The following is a 20,194-nucleotide window of genomic DNA, read 5'->3' on the forward strand; positions in this document are numbered from 1 at the left end:
GGAGGTTAAAGCGTGAGTACTGCAGTAGCACACAAGCGAGGCCTCGGTGCTGCGATTTGGGATTATTTGACTACCGTAGACCACAAGAAGATCGCGCATCTTTATCTGGTTGCCGGAGGATTATTTTTCCTTATCGGCGGTCTGGAGGCCATGATTATAAGAATTCAGCTGATGAAACCGGACAACGATTTCATTTCGGCTGGACTATATAACGAAATGATCACGATGCATGGAACAACCATGATTTTCCTTGCGGCTATGCCGCTCATTTTCGCATTAATGAACGCCGTTGTACCGTTACAAATCGGGGCGCGGGACGTCGCCTTTCCATTTTTGAATTCTTTGGGATTCTGGCTTTTCCTGTTCGGCGGATTGATGCTGAATGTTTCCTGGTTCACAGGAGGAGCGCCGGATGCCGGTTGGACCAACTATGCACCGTTATCGACGACATCACCTGGTCACGGCGTTGACTACTATGTCATGGGTCTGCAGATATCAGGTGCCGGAACGTTGATCGGGGGGATCAACTTTCTCGTAACGATCGTCAATATGCGTGCGCCTGGTATGACGTATATGAGGATGCCGTTGTTCACATGGTCGGTCTTTGTGACAAGTACACTGATTTTGTTCGCCTTTCCGGCTTTGACGGTCGGTTTGTTCCTGATGATGTTCGATCGAATGTTCGGTTCTGCGTTCTTTGACGTCGCCCTCGGTGGTAACGTCATCATCTGGGAACACTTATTCTGGATTTTCGGACACCCGGAAGTCTATATCCTGATCCTGCCGCTGTTTGGTGCATTCAGTGATATCTTCTCGACGTTTTCCAGAAAGCGTTTGTTTGGATACTCCGCAATGGTATTTGCTACGGTATTGATCGGGTTCCTTGGATTCATGGTATGGGCCCACCATATGTTCACCGTCGGAATGGGACCGATTGCTAACTCCATTTTCGCCGTAGCTACGATGGCCATCGCGGTTCCGACCGGAATCAAAATATTCAACTGGCTCTTCACGATGTGGGGCGGCCAGATCAAGATGACCTCTGCAATGCTTTGGTCTGTCGCCTTCATCCCTTCCTTTACCATCGGTGGGATGACAGGGGTTATGCTGGCAGCGGCGGCTGCCGATTACCAGTATCATGATACGTATTTCGTAGTCGGTCACTTCCACTACGTCATCGTCGGCGGTGTCGTCTTTGGATTGTTCGCGGCTCTGCACTACTGGTGGCCGAAGATGTTTGGTAAAGTATTGAACGAAAAATTAGGTAAATTGGCATTTTGGCCGTTTTTCATCGGCTTCCACCTGACATTCTTCATTCAGCACTTCCTGGGGCTGATGGGGATGCCGAGACGTTACTGGGTATTCCTTGAAGGACAGGGGTTGGAAACAGGAAACTTGATCAGTACGGTCGGGGCCTTCCTGATGGCGATTGGAACCGTTATTTTTATGATCAACGTCATTTACACGTCCGTTCGTGAGAAGAAGGTCGACGGGGATCCTTGGGGCGGCCGTACGCTTGAATGGTCCATTCCTTCCCCTCCGCCGCACTACAACTTCGTACAGACGCCGTTGGTCCGCGGCCTGGATCCATTGTGGGTCGAAAAAATGGATGGAAAAGAGGGGATGACTCCGGCAGAACCACTTGGTGATATCCATATGCCGAATGCATCGATTCTTCCTTTTACTATGTCTTTAGGACTTTTCATCGCCGGTTTCGGCTTCATTTATCAAGTCGATGATTCTTCCTGGTTGATCGCGGTCTTCGCAGGGATGGGAATCACCTTACTATCGATGCTGCTCCGGTCTGTAAAAGATGATCTCGGCCATCACATCCATAAAGAAGAGTTGGAAGAAGATATTAAGAAGGGGGTTGCCAAGAAATGAGTCATGAAGATGTATTGAATCCCAAACAAATGCCGCATGATCCTGAAAAGGCCACCCTCGAAGGAAAGAATAAGTTTCTCGGTTTTTGGTTTTTCCTCGGTGGGGAAACGGTCCTGTTTGCGAGTCTGTTCGGAACCTATCTTGCTCTGAACGGCTCCACACAGGGAGAGAACACACCGGAGAATTTATTCGGTCTTGAACTTGTGTTCCTTATGACGATGCTCCTTCTGACGAGTTCATTAACAAGCGTATATGCGATGTATCACATGAAAAACCACGATTTCGGCAAGATGCAGGCATGGCTTGGAGTGACGGTGCTGCTCGGGCTTGGATTCCTTGGATTGGAAATTTATGAATTCGTCCATTACATTCACGAGTATGAATTCACATTCCGTTCTTCTGCGTTCGGTTCTGCCTTCTACACGTTGGTAGGTTTTCACGGCGGACACGTCCTCTTCGGACTCAGTTGGATCGTTACGTTGATGATCCGTAACCAGAAGCGGGGCTTAAACTTATACAATGCCCCTAAGTTTTACATCGCCAGTCTTTATTGGCACTTTATCGACGTTGTATGGGTCTTCATTTTCACAGTCGTCTACCTTATGGGAAAGGTGGGTTAAGCGATGGCGAAGAAAACATATACCAAACCTGTCCACAAGGCGGAGTATGAGAAGAAACAGCACAAGGAAGAAATGAAGCAGCAGGTGATCACCTTTGTGCTGATGATTTTCTTCACCTTAATTGCTTTCGGAATGGTGATCATGGAAGTGAGTTCGTATTTCATCATCCCGATCCTGATTGTTCTTGCAGTCGTCCAGGTGGCATTCCAGCTCTATTATTTTATGCATATGAAAAACAAAGGGCACGACATGCCGGCGTTGATGATGTATGGCGGAGCGGCTGTGGCACTCCTGACAATCATCACGTTCACCTCTATCGTTTGGTGGTAACTGGGAAAAGACCGGGACACGTGTCCGGTCTTTTCTTCATTCGCAATAATTTTGTCTAAATAATGAATAGTGGGAATATTACTTAATATTTCCTCGTTTTTTCCAAATGAATTCGGTAAAATGAAGAAGAAAATACAACGAACAGGGAGTGGCAACCATGTGGTTAGAACTTCAAATCTTCGGCTTCCGTGCACTGTGGAGTCCATTCTATCTTCTTTTTGTCCTGGTACTGGCATCTGTCTACTATTATGTGACCGGTCCGGGGAGAAAGGAAGGGGAAGCGCGACCTTCCATTATTCAGCAAGTGCTGTTTTATTCGGGTATAGTTCTCTTATACACCATCAAAGGCTCTCCTGTCGATCTCCTGAGCCATATCATGTTCACCGCCCATATGACGCAGATGGCGCTGTATTATCTGCTGTTCCCAATTTTAATTATTAAGGGTGTTCCCGTCTGGATTTGGGAGAAAGTCCTGACGGTTGGAGGGATCGCTCCCGTTATGAGTTTCTTAACGAAACCACTGCTTTCTCTAATCGTATTCAACGGCTTGTTTTCTATCTATCATATGCCGCCTATATTCGACTTTGCCAAATCCAGTGAGTGGGCGCACACGTTGATCACGACGTTCATTCTGTTTACAGCCTTCTGTATGTGGCTTTCCGTCTTTCCGCCGCTGAAACGGATGGACAGGCTGAGTCCCCTGTTGAAAATTGGATTCATTTTTGCAAACGGCGTCCTGATTACTCCTGCCTGCGGGCTGATTATTTTTGCCGGGTCACCAATCTATGCAACATATTCAGACGGCGGCGCTTGGATTCAGGCAATGAGTCTGTGTGTGCCAGCGGATGTTTTGAGTGGTTTGTCAGGAACGCTGACTGGTCCTTCTTATTTTTCAGCGATGCCGGTCCTTGAAGATCAACAGCTTGGCGGGATTATCATGAAAGTAACGCAGGAGATCATTTTCGGATCCGTGATCGCTTATATCTTCTTCCAATGGTTTAATAAAGAAAAAGATACGATCGATCCGCTTCCCGGTACAGTTGGAACAGAGACTTGAAGCGTCCATTTAATAACCAGAAGTTAATATCATCATTGTTTGAAAAGGGAAAGAGGTGCTTGTATGCCAATATTGCCGACGTTAAGTACATTTTTCATCGTAATCAGTGCCGTCTTTGTAGCTGTCGGATGGTATTTGATTATTAAGGATAGAAAGAGTGCCCACAGGAAAGTAATGCTGCTTGCTGCGGTCAGTGCACTGACTTTCTTTATCATCTATGCCAGCCGGACTGTCTTTGTCGGGAATACAAGTTTCGGTGGACCGGATGAAATCAAAGTCTACTATACGATCTTCCTCATTTTTCATATCTTCCTTGCGACAGCAGGGGCTGTATTTGGAATCGTGACCCTGCTTTTCGGGTTTAAGAAGAACATTGGAAGACATAGGAAAATCGGACCAGTAACAAGTATCATCTGGTTCTTCACCGCGGTTACCGGAGTTGCGGTTTATCTGCTTCTTTACATCATCTACGACGGCGGCGTGACGACGAGTATGATCAAGGCGATTCTAGGTACATAAGTGGAAGGTCGCTGCTTTCGCCATTCCTCTCACGGAAGTTAGGAAAAACAACGAAATTATTCGTTGTTTTTTTGTTTAACAACTGGAGGAAAAAGGTATAAAGGAATGTACTAATAAAATCCTCTATACATATAGGAAAGGGATGGATTACGGATGGAAGTGAAGTCAGCAAGATTGAAGCTTTTTCCGGTCACACTCGATTTGGCACAAACATTGATGAAGAATTCCTTGGCTTTTTATTACAAATTCCAACTGCCTTGGAATAAAAATTGGCCGCATGACGGACTGCGAGCGTTGCTCCCGATGTATGCAGAGAGGCTGGAGAACAATCCGGAAGAGCTTGGATTCGGACCGTGGGTGATCATCGACCTTGAAGAAGAACATGTAATCGGGGATATTGGTTTTAAAGGCCTGCCCGATGAAGATGGAAACATAGAAGTCGGTTACCATATCGTCGCATCCGAGCGTAACTTCGGCTTTGCCTCAGAAGCAGTGGATGCATTGTGTCAATGGGCGTTTCGCCAGGAGAATGTAAAGGGGATCGAAGCGCAGTGTGATAAGGGAAATATTCCATCACAGAAAGTTTTAATCAATAACGGTTTTAACCATACGGGAAGAAGCCAGGATATCCTTGTATTCAAGAAAGATAAAACACCGAAGGATCATAAACAGAATACGTTTCACGAAGGAATTTAAAGACCCGGAAGCATGAAGATGCTTCCGGGTTTTTATCGTTTATATTTTCATATTCCATTTAATAATTCCCGCTTCTTTAGCGGAATTAAAAGCGATGACAAGCAGAGGACCAAGGATAAATCCGAGCAGTCCAATCAGCTGCAGTCCTAAATACATGGCGATGAGCGTGGCAAGCGGGGAGAGCCCGATATGCCGACCCATGACCTTCGGTTCGACTGTACGCCTTATAGCCAGTAAGACGATAGCAAGAATGGCGAGCTTCGTTCCGGTAGCCACATCACCGGTGAGCAGGGTATAGACGGACCATGGACCGAGAATAACAATGGAACCGATAATTGGAATGAAGTCGATGATCCAGATAATAAAGGACATCAGTAGAGCGACTTCCGGTGCAATCCACAGTAGTCCTGCCAGAGAGACAATGAAAATGATAATACTCACAAGAAATTGGGCTTTCAGGAAGCCGAACACGACATAGGACAGACGAGCATTCATGAATTTAACTTTTTCAGATGTCGCTTCCGTGAAATTGTTGTGCATCTTTTCCCGTAAGCGCGGAAGCTCCAACATAAACATAAACAGGGCAATCAGATAAACGAGCAGACTGACCAGTAATTCCGGTATCTTGGCCGCGGCGGCTGCGATATTTGTAATTTCAAGCTTTTCTGCAATCGTATTGGAAGTCCTGTCCACTGCATTTGTAAGTTCATTCGTTACTTTGTCGACGAACTCCTTCGGCATATTCTGTGTGAAGCTGGACATATTCTCTTCCCAGTCCAGAAGGACATCATTGATTTGGTTAATATAACCCGGAGCGTTGTCAGCCAGCTGCACAATTTGAGTGACTGCTTTCGTTATCGTGAAAGAACCGAGAAGGCCGAGAAATACAAGGAACAAAAGAAATACGATCGTCACAGACATTTTCCTGTTGATCCGGAACCTGAATTCGAAAAATCGAACCGAGGGATTCAAGAATAATGCCGTCACAAATGCCAGGACGAGCGGAATCGACACAGGCAGAATAAAGTAGGCGATGATGATAAGTAGGATAGCTGCCATGATCAGCAGCCATTGTTTTTTTGAAAGATATCGGAACAATTTAAGTATCTTTCTCCTTTCCCCCATGAATCTGTGTAGAGTTTGCATAAATGGAACCTGTTTCCATATACAGGTCTGCTAAAAAAGCCGCCCATCATTCAATGATGTGCGACTCAGTGGCATCCGGCTGTATCAGCGGCGGTCCGGATCGTTCGAAAGTTCATTCACTTTTGCGAGCACTTCTTCGTTTTCATTTTCCTGTGCCCATTTCTTTAATTTATCGAGGACAATATGTTCAGGTACTTGTGTATGGTATTTCTTCGCGCCGTCTGCGACTTTGTGTACCAAGGATAAGGCTCTTTCTACCAAATCATTAGAAAAGCCCTCCTGATGCCCATACTCGATGCCGTGAGGATAATAATGACGTCCTAGAAGAGGCTGAAGAAGCCGGATGACGGCATCTCCGCGATCGACATCCCCTTCAACGGCGAATCCCTGAATCCGTATGTAATGGGTCACATTCTTTTCTGGTGCTTCCAACTTGTAATCGTACGTTACTCGCTCATAATCCCAGGAGCCGCCAAGGATAAAACCGTTGCTTTCCATTAATTCCGTAAGCGGTTTAAGGTCGACGACAAGACCTTCCATACCAGTACCTTCTAACCTCATAGTTTATACACCTCACAAATTGTTATGTATCTTACCGGACGATCGTACGGATTTATTTCGCAATTGTCTATGGTGTTCCGTTCCATTACTTACTATTGGCATTTACAGTTATATTATACAACAAAAGGGTCGGCATTGCATGTAATAAAATCCTCAAATAGGAGACAATAAAGTTTGATTTCGACTTAATGAAGGAGGAATTATTGATGAAGACGGTAAAAGATATTATGACCAGTGATGTAGTTGTCTGTCATACGAATGATCAATTGAGCCAAGCGGCTTCCATGATGAAAGAAAGGAACGTAGGAGCGATTCCAATCTGCGATGAGCAGGGGAACCTTATGGGAATGGTCACGGACCGTGACCTGGCAATTCGCGGTTATGCGGCGAAGCAGCCCGATTCTACACCGATCCAGCAGGTGATGAGTGACCATATGTACAACTGTTCACCGGATACGTCATTGGAAGAAGCGAGCCGGATCATGGCTCAGCACCAAATCAGACGCTTGCCTGTCGTGGAAAACGGCAAACTCGTCGGCATGCTTTCTCTCGGAGATCTCTCCGTTGAAGAAATGTCCGACCATGCAGCTGGAGTGGCTTTGCAGGATATTTCCGAACGTCCGGAACTCCACTGAGAAGAAGGCAACCCGCTTTAGGGCGGGTTGTCTTTTATAATGTTCATAGATGATTTGGATGATTATTATACATATAAGTAAATACTTTTTAACAAGGAGGAACGGATGAAAAGATGGGGGTTGATTTGGGGATGTGCAGCGGCCTTGCTTATTTTTGGGCTATGGAAGATAGGTGGGGAAGAAGAGAAAGGTTTGGAAGAGGCTGTAGTGACAACGGGGGAGCCCTTGCAAGAGAAAGAAGCGTTCTCCTTGGAAATGATTCCGGGGGCGACCGCGAAAGATCTCGCGGTGCTGTTGGGTGCACCGATGAAGAAGGACCCTGGGAGATACGGCTATCAGTGGTGGATGTACAAAGAAGGAGAGGCACCGATCCTGATTGGGATGTATGAAGGGGAAGCAGTAACGGCGGTTGTATTCCATAGAGTTAAACACGGGGATGTCCGAGTCGGTGATTCCTACCAAACCATCGGCAGGCGTAAGACGTTGCAGAGAAAATTCCCCTTACCGAGTGAAGGTCCTTATACCTTTGAATTATCGGAAGAGGACGTTCGGACGAGGCCGCTCTTACCATTTGAAGAGCAGTGGTCGCTCCAGTTATATATCGATACGGTGACAGAAAAGGTTTCTGCTGTTCGGTTGATCCGTAATGATTTCCTGCTTCGGCAGCAACCGTACCGTCTCGTCTATAACGGGGCACTCCCGGCAGCGGAGTACTTGGATAGAGAAGAGTGGGAAGCCGTGCAGGAAGGGGAAAAGGCGCAGATCTTCGCCCTTACTAATTACATAAGGAAACGGGAGGGAGCGGATGAGCTCAAGGAGCATAAAGAAGCGGGAGCAGTCGCTTACCGGCATAGTGAGGACATGGCACGATCGGATTATTTCTCTCATCATTCTCCGGACGGAAAAGGATTGAAGGAGCGCTTGGAAGGCATTTCTTACACCCGGGCGGGAGAAAACCTTGCCGCTCGTTACGTCGATCCGACAGCCGCCTTGAACGGCTGGATGAACAGCCCCGGCCATAGAAAAGCACTGCTGGATACGGAATTCACTCATGTCGGCATCGGTGTCTTCCGAATGCATTACACCCAGAATTTCCTGACACTCCCATGAACGCCTCGCTTCTTTATGCATAGGCTATACTGTAATTCTGACAGTGAGGTGTAGGAAATGGGAACGAATGAGTTGCACCCGAATGTCCAACAGTTCAAAGCATTCGTCGATCGTAAACCTGCAGTGAAGGCACAGCTCCGTAAAAATCATGGTTTGATCCAGAACTATTACGAGAAATGGCTGATCCTGGGTGAAAAGGATCCGTTCTGGGGATCCCTTCCTAAAGTCAAGAACGAACCCGGTCAGGCGAAGATGGACTGGATCAAACAAATCGGCCTGTTGATGGAAGATATAAACTGGGAAGAGGTATCGCGTCAGATCGATGAACTAAATGGAGCGTTGGGCCAGTTCCAGCAGTTGATCACCGATGTCCGGAGTGATTCCACACAGGGTAAAGAGAAAATGGAGTACCCCTATTATTAGGGAGAAAGAGGCAGGTGGAGATTCTTACATTTCCATCTGCCTTCCTATTTGATAAGATAGAGATGGAGGTGGACAAGTTATTATGTTAGCTACAATGGAGATTGTCGATATCCTGGACCGTTCCGAGTCTATAGGCCGGATGGTCATGAACTCCGATACGATGCAGCATTACCAAGAGGCGAAAACGGCTCTTGCCAACGATAAAGAGGCGCAGAAGCTCATCAGGCGCTTTGCAGATATGAAAGAACACTATGAGGACGTGCAGCGATTCGGTCGCTATCACCCGGATTACAATTCGATCATGAAGGAAGTCCGACTGGTAAAAAGGGAGATGGATATGCATGAATCCGTGGCACAGTTCAAGAAAGCGGAACGCGAGATTCAAAAGCTCCTGGATGAAATAAGCGAAAGTGTTGCTTTCAGCGTGAGCGAACAGATTAAAGTACCGAAAAACGGCGCGGCCCTTACCGACAGCGGATGCAGCGGCGGCTGTGGTAGTGGTGGAAGCTGCGGCTGCGCTTCCTGACTACCGCTCCAAACGGATGCAGTCGGTACATCCATTCCCACAGCAGAACATCTTCTTTTGTGGTACGAGAAACCGAACCCGATACACATAAAGCGCCTGATCCTTGCGTACATAACTCATCGCAAGGGTCAGGCGTTTGCCTTTCATCGCAGTCGCTGCACAGTTTTTCAGCGTATTTTCAACGGGTTCTCGGTCAACGGATCTATCTGTATGAAGATAAAAGAACGGCATCCCGGCATATATTTTTGATGTAACTTGCTTAAAAAGAGGAGATTGGTCCAACAAGGATTCGAACTTCTGCCAAGCTTTTTCCTGATCGGTCTGCATGAAAATACCACCCTTCAAAAAAAGAGTCATTGCCGGCTTGTTCCTCATTTGGTAAACTGTCGTTAACAAATTATGTTTCATGGGGAGTAGAGACGGACTATGAACAGAACGAAACGGCAAGGAATTATCGTCTATTTTCAACATATGAAAAACATCAGGCAGATAAAGAAACATGGGCATTTGATCCATGCTTCCAAAAAAATGAAGTATGCCCTCATTTATGTTAATCAGGAGGACTTGGAGTTTAAGATGGAGAAGCTGGAACGCCTCCCTTTCATTTCCCGCGTCGAGCCTTCCTTCAAGCCGGAAATACGGACGGATTATGAAAATGCGAAGCCCGATAAGGCGAAGCAGTATGACTATAAGATGGGTATTTGACTGAAAAAGGAACTTCCGACCGGAAGTTCCTTTTTTATGTGAGTGGAGCGATGAAACGGTTCATCCGAAGAATGCCGATCAAGTGTTGATAGAACAATTCGGTTTCCGGAAAGAGGTTGGATGGTTTGATTGTGAATTCTCTTACCTCTTTGCCGGCTTTCTCGGCCATTTCCTTAAATAGATCAAACCGCTTGTTAGGCATCTCGTGGGGATTTGGGATCCCTTCTCTGCATATATAAATCGGTTGAAATTTATCTCCGAAGGCGGGTTTCATGACAAGCGAAAGGGAAGCGGTCGGTTTGCCTTCCTTCTCACTGTAAAAAGCGATGGCGTGCTGAATACGATCCGGCATTCGTTCGCCCAGATCAATTAATTCATAAATATCCGCATACCCTTCGCCAAGTTCGATGAATTTCTGTATCATAAATAAGAACATCCTTTCTTCGTTGCATCTTCTCGTTTAAAGGTAGCACGAATGTCAGGAAATGTGAACGTTGATTTTCTCAGGAAAGGAGGGAAGTTCTATTGAAAATATGGAAGCAGACAGGCTGGCTGGTCTTCGTCTTTTTCACCGTTATCCTTGCCTATCAGTGGCATGCGGCAGGGAAAGGTGGTGCGAAGCCTGAACAGGAACTGCAGATCACAATCGAAGCAGAGCGACAAATAGCCGTTGTCACGTATCATTACCCGGTTCTTGCACCGGGTGTTTATGAGGTCGATTTCCCTCCTGGTGCAGGGGACGTATCCTGTGCATACGAAGAAGATGGATGCCGTTTGGTTGATGGTCAACAGTTAAACCTGGAAGAGACAGCCTCCGTACACCTTACGTATACGGTAAAGATTCCAGAGAACAAGCAGTGGGATAATTGGCATTTGGTAGTACACAAAAACGGCAGCCCGGTCCAGTCTTCCTTCACTCTGAAAATATTGGATGCTGCAGGTTCCGAAAGAAATTGGGCGGCACCTGTCCGAAAGCCGGCAGACATCGAGCTCGACAGGATACATTTTCACCGTTTTAAGTTCGGGAAAGAATATCCTCTTTATGTGACAAGAGGTATGGAGGAATGGACGTATGAGGACAGTACGGTGCTTCTTTCTGACAAGAACAACTGGCTGGAGGAAGACAGGGAATCGTTCAAGGAGATTCTTGACTTATACGGGCCTGCCGTTGTCCGCACAGGTACAAAATCCCTTAAAGTAGAAGACGGATACTGGCAGGTGCCCGGTAAAGATGACGATGCTCTAAGGATGGAACTGTTAAAGCGAAAGCTGACCTCGTTATCTTCCGAGCAAGATGGTAACACAATCGAACGGGCGGTTGGGATGATAGGTGCGGAAAACAGGGATGGTCTTTCTAAGGCGGCTCGAGATTTATTGGAACAAAAGATCGTACGCTCCGAAGCCCCTGCCGACCTTGCATCCTTTCTAGACCGCTCCCTTTATGAGATTACAGGTATGAAAACCTCCTACTTTAGGAAAGGCGAGAAGGAACTGTACTTTGTTCTTAAACACGAGCCGGTGCCGGCAGTCGTTTACCAGGGAGAGCCGTATTATTCCGTGAAAGAATTGGCACAACAGCGAGGATACAGCTTGGTCTCTGTTGGTGAAGGGCAGATACGAATCCTCACACCTGATGGAGAGTACGTCTTTTATGAAAATGAGCCCATCTTCATCTTCAACGAAGAGGACTTCGGGATAGCGGAAGGGGCACTGAAACAATTCGGCGAAACATTTTATATGAAAAAACGGTATGTAGACGATTTGTTCGGCGCATTTCAAAAAAAATAGGGCTGCCCGAATCACGGGCAGCCCTGCTTTTTTGGATCATGCAAGATGAAACAAAAAAGTAAAGGGAGAGGAGAAACCGGAGGAAGAACTTATGGGGATGTAAGTCTTCTCCGTTTTCAGAAGCAGTATCATCCGCTTCCGTTGCTAGTATGGGCATAAGTCCAGCCGGATATTCATGGAACAGGAAATTTTTATTGATAAGCATCCCCACAAGGATGCACTTCCCCGAAAGACGTAATTTATGGTAGGATTATGGGGAATGCTGACAAAAGAGGTGTACACAATGCGAGTGATTGCAGGTCAATTCAAGGGCAGACAGTTGAAATCTGTCCCTACTCATAAAACACGCCCGACGACAGATAAAGTGAAAGAAGCCGTCTTTCACGGAATTGGTCCTTTCTTTGACGGTGGACGGGCACTGGACTTGTTCGCCGGCAGTGGTGGTCTTGGAATCGAAGCGATCAGCCGCGGGGCGGATTCCTGTGTCTTCGTCGACCAGCAGCAGAAAGCGGTCCAGACCGTATATGAAAACATCAAACTGCTCGATATAGAAGACAGGGTGGAAGTGTTTCGTACCGATGCGAAACGCGCGATTAAAGCTGCGGGGAAACGCGGGTTGGAGTTTGAATATATCTTCCTTGATCCTCCTTATAAGAAGTTCTCGTATAAGGATTTAATGGAAGCGCTTTTACAGAACGATCTTGTTGCAGATGATGCTATTATCGTCTGTGAGCACGATGCCTCGGAAGATATCCCGGAAGAAGCGGGCCGTCTGAAACTTCAGAAAACCGACTTCTACGGCAGCAATATCGGCGTGAGCATTTTTCAATGAGGAGGATTAAGTAGATGACAAAGCTAGCAATTTGTCCGGGAAGCTTCGACCCAGTTACATATGGTCATCTGGACATTATCAGAAGAGGTGCCAAAGTGTTCGATCACGTGACGGTGGCGGTGTTCAACAACCAAAGCAAATCACCGTTGTTTGATGTCCATGAACGCGTAGCGCTTCTGGAGGAAGTAACGAAGGACTTGGATAACGTTTCTGTCGATGCCTGCAGTGGTCTTCTGATGGATTATGCAGAAGAGAAGAATGCGAATGCCATTATTCGCGGCCTGCGGGCGGTCAGTGACTTTGAATATGAAATGCAGATTACATCCATGAACAGAAAGTTGAACGAAGACATTGAAACCTTCTTCGTCATGACGAACAACCAATACTCTTTCCTAAGTTCCAGTATCGTAAAGGAAGTCGCCAAATATCGGGCGAATATTTCCGATTTGGTGCCTCCTGCGGTCGAGAAAGCACTCGCAGAGAAATTTTAACGAAAAAGACAATCCTTCTTCATGAAGAAGCGGATTGTCTTTTTTTTGTCCATTTCACAGCAATCATAAAGAGGATGGCAATCATAGTAATTGGTGGACCATACTCGTGGAAGAATTCCAGAATCGGCAGCGTGAATCGCTCATCCGGGTTCCAAATCGGCAGCGATTGTGTCTGAAAGGGAGAACGGACGTAAAAGGCATAGAAGATGAACATGAGTACCGTTGCTAGAACGCCGTGGGCTATGCGGGCGAGCGCATAAGGTTGGAAACGGATGTCTGTTTCCGACAGGATGCTTGCAATCTGTGCCTGAATAGAAAAACCGTGGAAGCCAAGGATGAAGCTGACCACTAAAAGTTGGGCGAGCAGGGGTTCGTGTGTGTCTGTCACCGCTCCTACTCCAGTCGTCAACTCGAGCATTCCGGCAGCGAAAGGAACCTGGAAAGCATCTGGAAGGCCCGTCCATGCAAGGATATGGGTGAAGATATGAATGGCGCCCGTTTGTTTGAGAAGCTCAGTCAGGACGGAGAAGAGCATGATGAATCCCCCGACCATGAGTAGCGTATCGACAGAACGGGTCACAGCGTCACCCATTAGTCTACCGAAAGAACGTCCATCCTTCAGGCGTGAGTGATGCATCTTCCAAAAAGCATCTTTCCACGTTGACGACTTCCGCTCCATGGATCGTTGTTCCCGGTCATTTCTCCCATAGAACCGCATCCCGATGCCTACAAGCATATTGCCGCCGTAGTGAGAAGCAGCGAGCAGAACACCAAGGTTGGCATCGTGAAAAAAACCAACAGCAATGGCGCCGAAAAGGAACAAAGGACTGGACGCATTCGTGAACGCCACCAGCCGCTCTGCTTCCACTCGCGTCACCTCTCCTTTCTTCCGGAGATCAGCTGTCCATTTTGCCCCGGCCGGGTATCCGCTCGCCATACCCATCACCCATACGAATCCTCCACACCCAGGAACGTTGAACAGCGGCCGCATGAATCGTTCGCTCAATGCTCCGAGACCGTGGACAACACCAAAACCGATCAGGAACTCTGCCGTGATGAAGAAGGGAAGCAGGGACGGGAAGACGATTTCCCACCAAATATCAAGTCCCCTCAAGCTTGCGGAGAGGGCATCTTTCGGGTAAAGGATCAAAGCAACCGCAAGAGAAGTCGCCATCAGGGTAAGAACGACGGTCTTCAATTTAGAAATCTGGATCAACCTCCTCCGGTATCGCAGTTTTCTGTACTTATACCTAGAGAAATAGTAGAATGAGGATATATTTCGGCTGGATATAAGGTTTGTCCATATTCTATGTGTACGCTCATAAGGAGTCGGTTTATTCCATAAAATAAACTACTCGCGAGAAAGGGGAATGCCATGTGGGAAGACCGAAGATCGGCTTGGCTCTGGGCTCTGGTGGCGCCCGGGGGTTTTCACACTTGGGGGTATTAAAAGTCCTCGAAGAGCAGCACATACCAGTCGATTTAATTGCCGGAAGCAGTATGGGAGCGCTTGTTGGCTCTTTTTTTGCTGCCGGACAAAAAATGGACGATTTATACAAGCTTGCGTTCACATTCAAGCGCAAATATTTCCTTGATTTTACCGTCCCGAAAATGGGGTTTGTCCAAGGGAAGAGGATCAAGGAGTACATCCGCCTGTTTACGTTCGGGAAGGCGATTGAAGACTTGGATATTCCGATGTCCATCGTCGCTACCGATCTGTATGCAGGAAAGAAAAAAATTTTCACAAGCGGCCCTGCGAGCGATGCGGTACGGGCAAGTATCGCTATTCCGGGGATATTCGTGCCTGAGAAGATTGGGGATCGTTTGTACATAGACGGAGGAGTCATGGACAGGGTTCCGGTCTCCGTCGTGAAAGGAATGGGGGCGGACTTTGTCATTGCGATCGACTGTGCCCATTTCGATGCCAGTCCAAATATCAACTCCATCTATGACGTCATCACCCAAAGCATTGACATCATGCAGGATGAACTGCTTACAGCGACGGGTGTTTCCTCGGATGCGGATGTCATGATCCGTCCGGATGTCTCCAGGTACAGTTCCCGTGCGTTCACAAACATACCCGAGATCGTGAAAGCAGGGGAGAAGGCAGCGGAGGACAGCATGGAAGAAATACGTAAGAAACTCGCTGCGTGGAAGGAGTCTGGAACAAAATGAAATCGAATAAAAGACTGGTAATAACCGCGGTCATTACATTACTGATCGTCGCTTTTCTCGGGGCGTATCGTCTTCCGTTCTATATTTATAAACCGGGAACGGCTGATGCGCTCAATCCAATTGTCGAAGTGGACGGAGGGTATGAAAGTAAAGGAGATATGCACCTTGTGACCGTCCGGGGCGGACAAGCGACGCCGATCCAATGGCTTCTTGCCAAAATCCGTCCCTATCATCAAATCTATCCAATTGATCAAATCCGCCCGGAAGGCGTGTCGGAAGAAGAATACTTCCACGCTCAGCTGCAGATGATGGAGACATCCCAGGAAGCGGCGAAAGTCGTTGCCTATCAGGCAGCCGGGAAAGATATCCAGATCAATTATGAAGGCGTGTATGTCATGAGTCTTGTTGACGGCATGCCGGCAGAGGATGAACTGGAGATAGGCGACCAGATCACAGAGGTGGACGGCAAAGAGATTAAAGAGACGAGCGATTTGATTGACTACGTTAGTCAAATGAAGGAAGGGGACACGGTGAAACTGACGATCGTACGAGGGAAAGAGACTATTCAGAGGGATGTCGCGCTTGCTCCATTCCCGGATACACCGGACAAAATCGGAGTCGGTATTTCCCTCGTTACAGACCGGTCTGTTGATGTCAATCCGGCAGTAAACGTAAAGAGCGGGGATATCGGCGGACCGAGTGCGGGTTTGATGTTCTCCCTGGAAATTTATGATCAGCTGACCGAAGAGGATATGACTGACGGTCTTGAAATTGCCGGTACCGGAGAAATCAATTATGAAGGAATCGTCGGCCCGATCGGTGGAATTGATAAGAAAGTGGTAGCTGCTTCGAAGGAAGGTGCCGACGTGTTCTTCGCTCCAAATGAAGAGGGAAGGAAAGGCTCCAATTACGAAGTGGCGAAGAAAACGGCGGAGGAGATCGATACGGATATGAAGGTCGTTCCTGTTGATACCTTTACCGATGCCCTTAACTATTTGAAAGACATGAAAACGGAACAGGGGTAATAAAAGAGCCGTTCTTACAGAACGGCTCTTTTTGATTACAGAATAACAGGGGCTTGGTATTCCCGTTTCATGAGTGCCGTACGCTGCTTCGGCGCGAGAGGAGCGTAATAAGCAGCCGTCGCCCGTTCCTCAAGCTCAAGAAGAGGATGAGTCAGCTGTTGTGGCTGGGTAATCACAGGTACAGGCGTTGTTTTTTTAGCTTCTTTCAAGAACGAGCGTCCATGCTCATTCATTCCGAGTACTCTGGCATAAGGCGGTTGTTCTTCCTGAAGCTCGCGCCGGGCGGTTTCTTTATCTGTCCCGACAAGGATGTGCACAAGCGTCCTCTGCAGCCTCGTCCATGTATAGCGTTTTGTTTTGACTTTATCCATAAAGTCCTGGAAGGATACAGCGTCCTTCATCAGGCGCTTCAGCCTGTACTCAAGCCCTTCATCGACCCCGTGAATGCTTCTGAGTACGGAAGCTTCCATCGTGCCGACCTTGTATTGGAGGAGCTGAAAATAACGCTCCCATTCATGCCACACTCCCGCCATAGAGCGATAAGAATGCAGCTGCTCCACCGTATCCTTTCGCAGGGATCTCACTGCCGCTTCAGTCAAGCATTGTTTTTTTAACAGCTCCCTGCGTATGCTTGTAGCACTTGCGATGGTTCCGGTAATGTCTTCCTCGTGGTAATGGCTGTCTTTCCGAAGAATCGTCACCGGATCCATATGCGGGGCATAAGCAGCGATTTCTTTCAAATAACTAAGGCCGAGGATATTGTTCGGCTGGGACATGTCGACCGCACCGTCGGGGAAATCGATGGCTTCGTATCCCAACCGCGAGGCTTCGGGAAAGGAAAGGCCTTCTGCCATGCTTTTCCTGAGTGTTTCCTGATACGTATCCTCATGAAGCTCCATCTGCTCCTTCGTTTGCAAGAAAGCGTCGATCCGTCCACTCTCACTGCCGAAGCAGACGGCTTGGACACCCAGATCGGCCAAAATCCGGATGGCCCCTTTACTGAAAAAGTCGCTGTTTTGGACGGCATAGAGAAAGGGAAGTTCGACGACGAGATCCGCGCCGCCCCTTAGTGCCGCCTTCGTTCTGTGCCATTTGTCTATGATGGCAGGCTCTCCCCGCTGCAGGAAAGGACCGCTCATGACGGCGACGATGCAGTCCGCTTCCGTCTGTTTCCTTGCTTGTTGAAGATGATAGTAGTGACCATTGTGAAAAGGGTTGTACTCGACAACCACTCCGCAGGATTTCATGAAAAACCTCCTTCGTCCTTGAACAAGTGTTTGGTTTATTTTATCATGGAAATAGGAAAAATTCGCTTTCCTTAAGGATCTTTGGTTAAAACGTCAGGACGGATCACTCGAAGGTTCTATGCTGTAAAGAAAAAATATTGACAAATCAACCAAATACTTTTACAATAACTCTTGTTGCCATGAGGTGATAACTATGAAATTTCCTCTACAAAAACTCAAGCGGACAGGTGAGGAACCTTTCCACTTTGAGGATGACGTAGATATTCGCGAATTAGCAGAATTGAACAATGACATTCGCAGGATTTCCCCTGTTCATGTCAAAGGTCAAGCAATGACTCAAGGAAATGATATAACGGTAACTTTTTCAATCGATGGAGAAATGGTGTTGCCTTGTGCCCGGACGTTAGTTGATGTGACTTATCCATTTCACATTAATGCTCTGGAGGCATTTAATCTGTCACCTTACCATACAGAAGAAGATGACTCTGAAGTTCATTCCGTGAATGGAGAAGTGCTTGACTTAACGCCTTATATCAAGGAAAATGTACAGTTGGAGATTCCGACTCGCGTCTTTTCCGATGATGATGAGGCCCATGAAGCAGCTCCCCAGGTGGGGAAAGGCTGGCAGGTGGTTACAGAGGAACCTGAGGAAAAGAAAGTGGATCCTCGATTGGCTAAACTGCAATCATTATTAAATGAAGAAGAGAACGACTAAGATAGTCTTCCTGGTTCTCAGAATCGTATTTTAAAGGAGGTGTACAACATGGCAGTACCTAAGCGTAGAACGTCTAAAAAAGTCAAAAACCAACGCCGTACTCACAAGAAACTTCACGCACCAGGAATGGTGAAATGTGATAACTGTGGTGAGTACTCCAAACCACACCATGTTTGCAAATCTTGTGGACAATACAACGGAAAACAAGTGGTGAACAACTAAGTTCATCGAAAAGGGCTTCGACTTCGGTCGAGGCTCTTTTTTTTTTGCGGATAAGCCTGTTGTTCTTTCTTTGTTCTGGTACATTAGTAAGAAAGGGGGAGACACACATGTCATATATTTTAGTAGAGCGTAAGCGGGAGGGCGTTGCCGTGCTCACGATGAATCGACCGGAGAAGCGAAATGCTGTGAATCAGAAGATGGCGGAAGAAATGCTGGCTGCACTGACCGACCTCGCGGCTGATCGTTCGTTGAAACTGCTTGTTGTGACCGGAGCAGGGGACAGGGCTTTCTGTGCAGGAGGAGATCTGGAAGAACTGCACGGCGATATCAGCGGGGAAGAGGCATTTCGTCTGTTGTCCCCGATGAAGGACGTATTGTATGCACTCGCTCTGTTCCCACTTCCAACCATCGCATTACTGAACGGAGATGCAAGAGGAGGGGGGTGTGAAATTGCCACCGCTTGTGATTTCCGCTACGCGGTTCCGGGAACGAAAGCAGGATTTATTCAGGGAAGTCTGGGAATCATCCCCGGCTGGGGCGGCGGTGTCTTGTTATACAGGAAAGTTCGTCCGGAAACTGCCGTCCGGTGGTTAATGGAAGCGTCGATGTTTGATATGGAAGAGGCTTATCATTATGGATGGTTACATAAAAAGATTATGGTAAACATAGATCACTTATTCGCCCCTTTTACAGCCAAGTCTATAAAACAATTAAGGGTGTTGAAAGAACAATATGTCAGAGAGCTGGGTGCAGACGAGCTTGCGGAACGAATGGAAGCAGAAGTCCGGACGTGTTCCGACTTATGGGACTCAAAAGAACATAAAGAAGCGGTCCGAAGATTCCGGGAGAGAAAAAGATGAGGAATGCGATTCTATCAATCCCCCCTTATGCATAACTATAAGCAAACGATAGAGGAGGGATGCTATGGATGCTCCTAGACAAGACGCCTGGAAGGACGAGGAAGACGTCTTTCTTGCAGATACGGTACTGAAATATATCACAGAGGGAAAAACACAGCTCGAGGCCTTTCAGGAAGTTGCGGAGAAGCTGCATCGAACCCCCGCTGCATGCGGATTCAGGTGGAATGCGACCGTCCGTAAACAGTATCAGAAGGAAATCCAGGAAGCGAAAAACAGCCGGAAAGCGACACGTACACTGTATACGGCTGCTTCCGGAAACGGCGAGACGCCGATGTCGCTTGATGCTGCTATTTCTTTTCTGAAGGAAATGAAAAGCAGACAATACGATGAACAAGGCAAGGAAAGCCTCGAAGTTCAGCTGAGGCAGTTGAATGAAGCGAACGAGAAGTTAAGAGAAGAGCTCAAACAATGGGAAGCGGCGTGGAATGAGATGGATAAGCTCGTCCACTGGGTGAAGGAAAAGCGTAAAAGTGAAAGTGGCGTGTAATCATTTAATAAAAGCGTGGACTTCTTCTCTATTATCTTCCTATTTACCGCACACACGCCAATGAAAAAGGCCCCTACCAA

The 20,194-nt window shown here is 47.3% G+C and carries 26 protein-coding genes; 20 read left to right on the top strand and 6 right to left on the bottom strand.

Annotated elements, in window-relative coordinates; genetic code table 11:
* Positions 1–12 precede the first annotated feature (12 nt).
* From ctaD to AXG56_RS03735, 6 genes are all read left to right on the top strand, one after another.
* A complete protein-coding gene (gene ctaD, locus AXG56_RS03710) occupies positions 13–1,884 on the top strand; it encodes a cytochrome c oxidase subunit I (RefSeq protein WP_008639118.1) in 1,872 nt (623 codons plus the stop codon).
* The gene (locus AXG56_RS03715) at positions 1,881–2,504 is read left to right on the top strand and encodes a cytochrome c oxidase subunit 3 (RefSeq protein ID WP_008639120.1); all 624 of its coding nucleotides are present in this window, start codon (positions 1,881–1,883) and stop codon (positions 2,502–2,504) included. The genes ctaD and AXG56_RS03715 overlap by 4 nt, the downstream gene beginning before the upstream one ends.
* Before the next feature lie 3 nt (positions 2,505–2,507).
* Positions 2,508–2,834 (top strand): cytochrome c oxidase subunit IVB, encoded by a 327-nt coding sequence (ctaF, locus tag AXG56_RS03720; protein WP_008639121.1) that lies wholly within the window; start codon positions 2,508–2,510, stop codon positions 2,832–2,834.
* A 157-nt stretch (positions 2,835–2,991) separates the two neighbouring features.
* Positions 2,992–3,891: a cytochrome c oxidase assembly factor CtaG gene (gene ctaG / locus AXG56_RS03725; protein ID WP_062513314.1), complete on the top strand. Its 900-nt coding sequence runs from the start codon at positions 2,992–2,994 to the stop codon at positions 3,889–3,891.
* 63 nt (positions 3,892–3,954) lie between these two features.
* Entirely contained in the window at positions 3,955–4,410 is a 456-nt protein-coding gene (locus AXG56_RS03730; protein ID WP_008639123.1) for a DUF420 domain-containing protein, read from the top strand.
* A gap of 153 nt (positions 4,411–4,563) precedes the next feature.
* A complete protein-coding gene (locus AXG56_RS03735; protein WP_008639124.1) occupies positions 4,564–5,106 on the top strand; it encodes a GNAT family N-acetyltransferase in 543 nt (180 codons plus the stop codon).
* Positions 5,107–5,145: 39 nt separating this feature from the next.
* Here AXG56_RS03735 and ytvI read toward each other — a convergent pair whose 3' ends face one another.
* Both ytvI and AXG56_RS03745 read right to left on the bottom strand, forming a co-directional pair.
* Positions 5,146–6,204, bottom strand: a complete 1,059-nt coding sequence (gene ytvI, locus AXG56_RS03740; RefSeq protein WP_008639128.1) for a sporulation integral membrane protein YtvI — start codon at positions 6,202–6,204, stop codon at positions 5,146–5,148.
* Positions 6,205–6,336: 132 nt separating this feature from the next.
* Positions 6,337–6,813 carry a YugN family protein gene (locus AXG56_RS03745; protein WP_026577524.1) on the bottom strand — a complete coding sequence of 159 codons (477 nt, stop codon included), beginning with the start codon at positions 6,811–6,813 and terminating at the stop codon, positions 6,337–6,339.
* Between the two features lie 206 nt (positions 6,814–7,019).
* Here AXG56_RS03745 and AXG56_RS03750 point away from each other — a divergent pair, with 206 nt between their 5' ends.
* The 4 genes from AXG56_RS03750 to AXG56_RS03765 all read left to right on the top strand — a co-directional run bounded on the left by AXG56_RS03750 (position 7,020) and on the right by AXG56_RS03765 (position 9,507).
* Entirely contained in the window at positions 7,020–7,448 is a 429-nt protein-coding gene (locus AXG56_RS03750) for a CBS domain-containing protein (RefSeq protein WP_008639132.1), read from the top strand.
* A gap of 105 nt (positions 7,449–7,553) precedes the next feature.
* Positions 7,554–8,558 carry a CAP-associated domain-containing protein gene (locus tag AXG56_RS03755; RefSeq protein ID WP_062513316.1) on the top strand — a complete coding sequence of 335 codons (1,005 nt, stop codon included), beginning with the start codon at positions 7,554–7,556 and terminating at the stop codon, positions 8,556–8,558.
* 57 nt (positions 8,559–8,615) lie between these two features.
* The gene (gene ylbD, locus AXG56_RS03760; protein WP_008639137.1) at positions 8,616–8,981 is read left to right on the top strand and encodes a spore coat protein YlbD; all 366 of its coding nucleotides are present in this window, start codon (positions 8,616–8,618) and stop codon (positions 8,979–8,981) included.
* A gap of 82 nt (positions 8,982–9,063) precedes the next feature.
* The gene (locus AXG56_RS03765; protein WP_062513317.1) at positions 9,064–9,507 is read left to right on the top strand and encodes a YlbF family regulator; all 444 of its coding nucleotides are present in this window, start codon (positions 9,064–9,066) and stop codon (positions 9,505–9,507) included.
* Here the strand turns inward: AXG56_RS03765 and AXG56_RS03770 are convergent, their stop codons facing one another.
* Positions 9,508–9,834 (bottom strand): hypothetical protein, encoded by a 327-nt coding sequence (locus tag AXG56_RS03770; RefSeq protein ID WP_152413415.1) that lies wholly within the window; start codon positions 9,832–9,834, stop codon positions 9,508–9,510.
* A 99-nt stretch (positions 9,835–9,933) separates the two neighbouring features.
* On the opposite strand from AXG56_RS03770, the gene AXG56_RS03775 reads away from it, so the two are divergent.
* The gene (locus AXG56_RS03775; protein WP_008639144.1) at positions 9,934–10,212 is read left to right on the top strand and encodes a YlbG family protein; all 279 of its coding nucleotides are present in this window, start codon (positions 9,934–9,936) and stop codon (positions 10,210–10,212) included.
* 34 nt (positions 10,213–10,246) lie between these two features.
* On the opposite strand, the gene AXG56_RS03780 is transcribed toward AXG56_RS03775, so the two are convergent.
* Positions 10,247–10,636: a hypothetical protein gene (locus tag AXG56_RS03780; RefSeq protein WP_062513319.1), complete on the bottom strand. Its 390-nt coding sequence runs from the start codon at positions 10,634–10,636 to the stop codon at positions 10,247–10,249.
* A gap of 101 nt (positions 10,637–10,737) precedes the next feature.
* Here AXG56_RS03780 and AXG56_RS03785 point away from each other — a divergent pair, with 101 nt between their 5' ends.
* The 3 genes from AXG56_RS03785 (at position 10,738) to coaD (ending at position 13,323) form a co-directional block, all read left to right on the top strand.
* A complete protein-coding gene (locus AXG56_RS03785) occupies positions 10,738–12,000 on the top strand; it encodes a hypothetical protein (RefSeq protein WP_062513321.1) in 1,263 nt (420 codons plus the stop codon).
* Positions 12,001–12,259: 259 nt separating this feature from the next.
* Entirely contained in the window at positions 12,260–12,832 is a 573-nt protein-coding gene (gene rsmD, locus AXG56_RS03790) for a 16S rRNA (guanine(966)-N(2))-methyltransferase RsmD (RefSeq protein WP_081594849.1), read from the top strand.
* Positions 12,833–12,846: 14 nt separating this feature from the next.
* The gene (gene coaD, locus AXG56_RS03795) at positions 12,847–13,323 is read left to right on the top strand and encodes a pantetheine-phosphate adenylyltransferase (protein ID WP_008639152.1); all 477 of its coding nucleotides are present in this window, start codon (positions 12,847–12,849) and stop codon (positions 13,321–13,323) included.
* Between the two features lie 19 nt (positions 13,324–13,342).
* On the opposite strand, the gene ylbJ is transcribed toward coaD, so the two are convergent.
* Entirely contained in the window at positions 13,343–14,539 is a 1,197-nt protein-coding gene (gene ylbJ / locus AXG56_RS03800) for a sporulation integral membrane protein YlbJ (RefSeq protein ID WP_235601460.1), read from the bottom strand.
* A 161-nt stretch (positions 14,540–14,700) separates the two neighbouring features.
* Here ylbJ and AXG56_RS03805 point away from each other — a divergent pair, with 161 nt between their 5' ends.
* Both AXG56_RS03805 and AXG56_RS03810 read left to right on the top strand, forming a co-directional pair.
* Positions 14,701–15,498 (top strand): patatin-like phospholipase family protein, encoded by a 798-nt coding sequence (locus AXG56_RS03805; protein WP_008639155.1) that lies wholly within the window; start codon positions 14,701–14,703, stop codon positions 15,496–15,498.
* A complete protein-coding gene (locus AXG56_RS03810; protein WP_062513324.1) occupies positions 15,495–16,523 on the top strand; it encodes a SepM family pheromone-processing serine protease in 1,029 nt (342 codons plus the stop codon). The genes AXG56_RS03805 and AXG56_RS03810 overlap by 4 nt, the downstream gene beginning before the upstream one ends.
* Before the next feature lie 35 nt (positions 16,524–16,558).
* On the opposite strand, the gene AXG56_RS03815 is transcribed toward AXG56_RS03810, so the two are convergent.
* Positions 16,559–17,770 carry a nucleotidyltransferase gene (locus AXG56_RS03815; RefSeq protein WP_062513326.1) on the bottom strand — a complete coding sequence of 404 codons (1,212 nt, stop codon included), beginning with the start codon at positions 17,768–17,770 and terminating at the stop codon, positions 16,559–16,561.
* A gap of 193 nt (positions 17,771–17,963) precedes the next feature.
* Between AXG56_RS03815 and AXG56_RS03820 the strand changes: the two genes are divergently transcribed.
* The 4 genes from AXG56_RS03820 to AXG56_RS03835 all read left to right on the top strand — a co-directional run bounded on the left by AXG56_RS03820 (position 17,964) and on the right by AXG56_RS03835 (position 20,114).
* Entirely contained in the window at positions 17,964–18,485 is a 522-nt protein-coding gene (locus AXG56_RS03820) for a DUF177 domain-containing protein (protein WP_008639161.1), read from the top strand.
* A gap of 48 nt (positions 18,486–18,533) precedes the next feature.
* Entirely contained in the window at positions 18,534–18,707 is a 174-nt protein-coding gene (rpmF, locus tag AXG56_RS03825; protein ID WP_008639163.1) for a 50S ribosomal protein L32, read from the top strand.
* Between the two features lie 107 nt (positions 18,708–18,814).
* Positions 18,815–19,567, top strand: a complete 753-nt coding sequence (locus AXG56_RS03830; RefSeq protein WP_062513327.1) for an enoyl-CoA hydratase/isomerase family protein — start codon at positions 18,815–18,817, stop codon at positions 19,565–19,567.
* 64 nt (positions 19,568–19,631) lie between these two features.
* Positions 19,632–20,114 (top strand): RsfA family transcriptional regulator, encoded by a 483-nt coding sequence (locus AXG56_RS03835; protein ID WP_008639166.1) that lies wholly within the window; start codon positions 19,632–19,634, stop codon positions 20,112–20,114.
* Positions 20,115–20,194: the final 80 nt, after the last annotated feature.

Origin of the sequence: Halobacillus sp. KGW1, from assembly GCF_001592845.1 — a bacterium.
In the GTDB taxonomy this organism is placed as follows: Bacteria; Bacillota; Bacilli; order Bacillales; family Halobacillaceae; genus Halobacillus.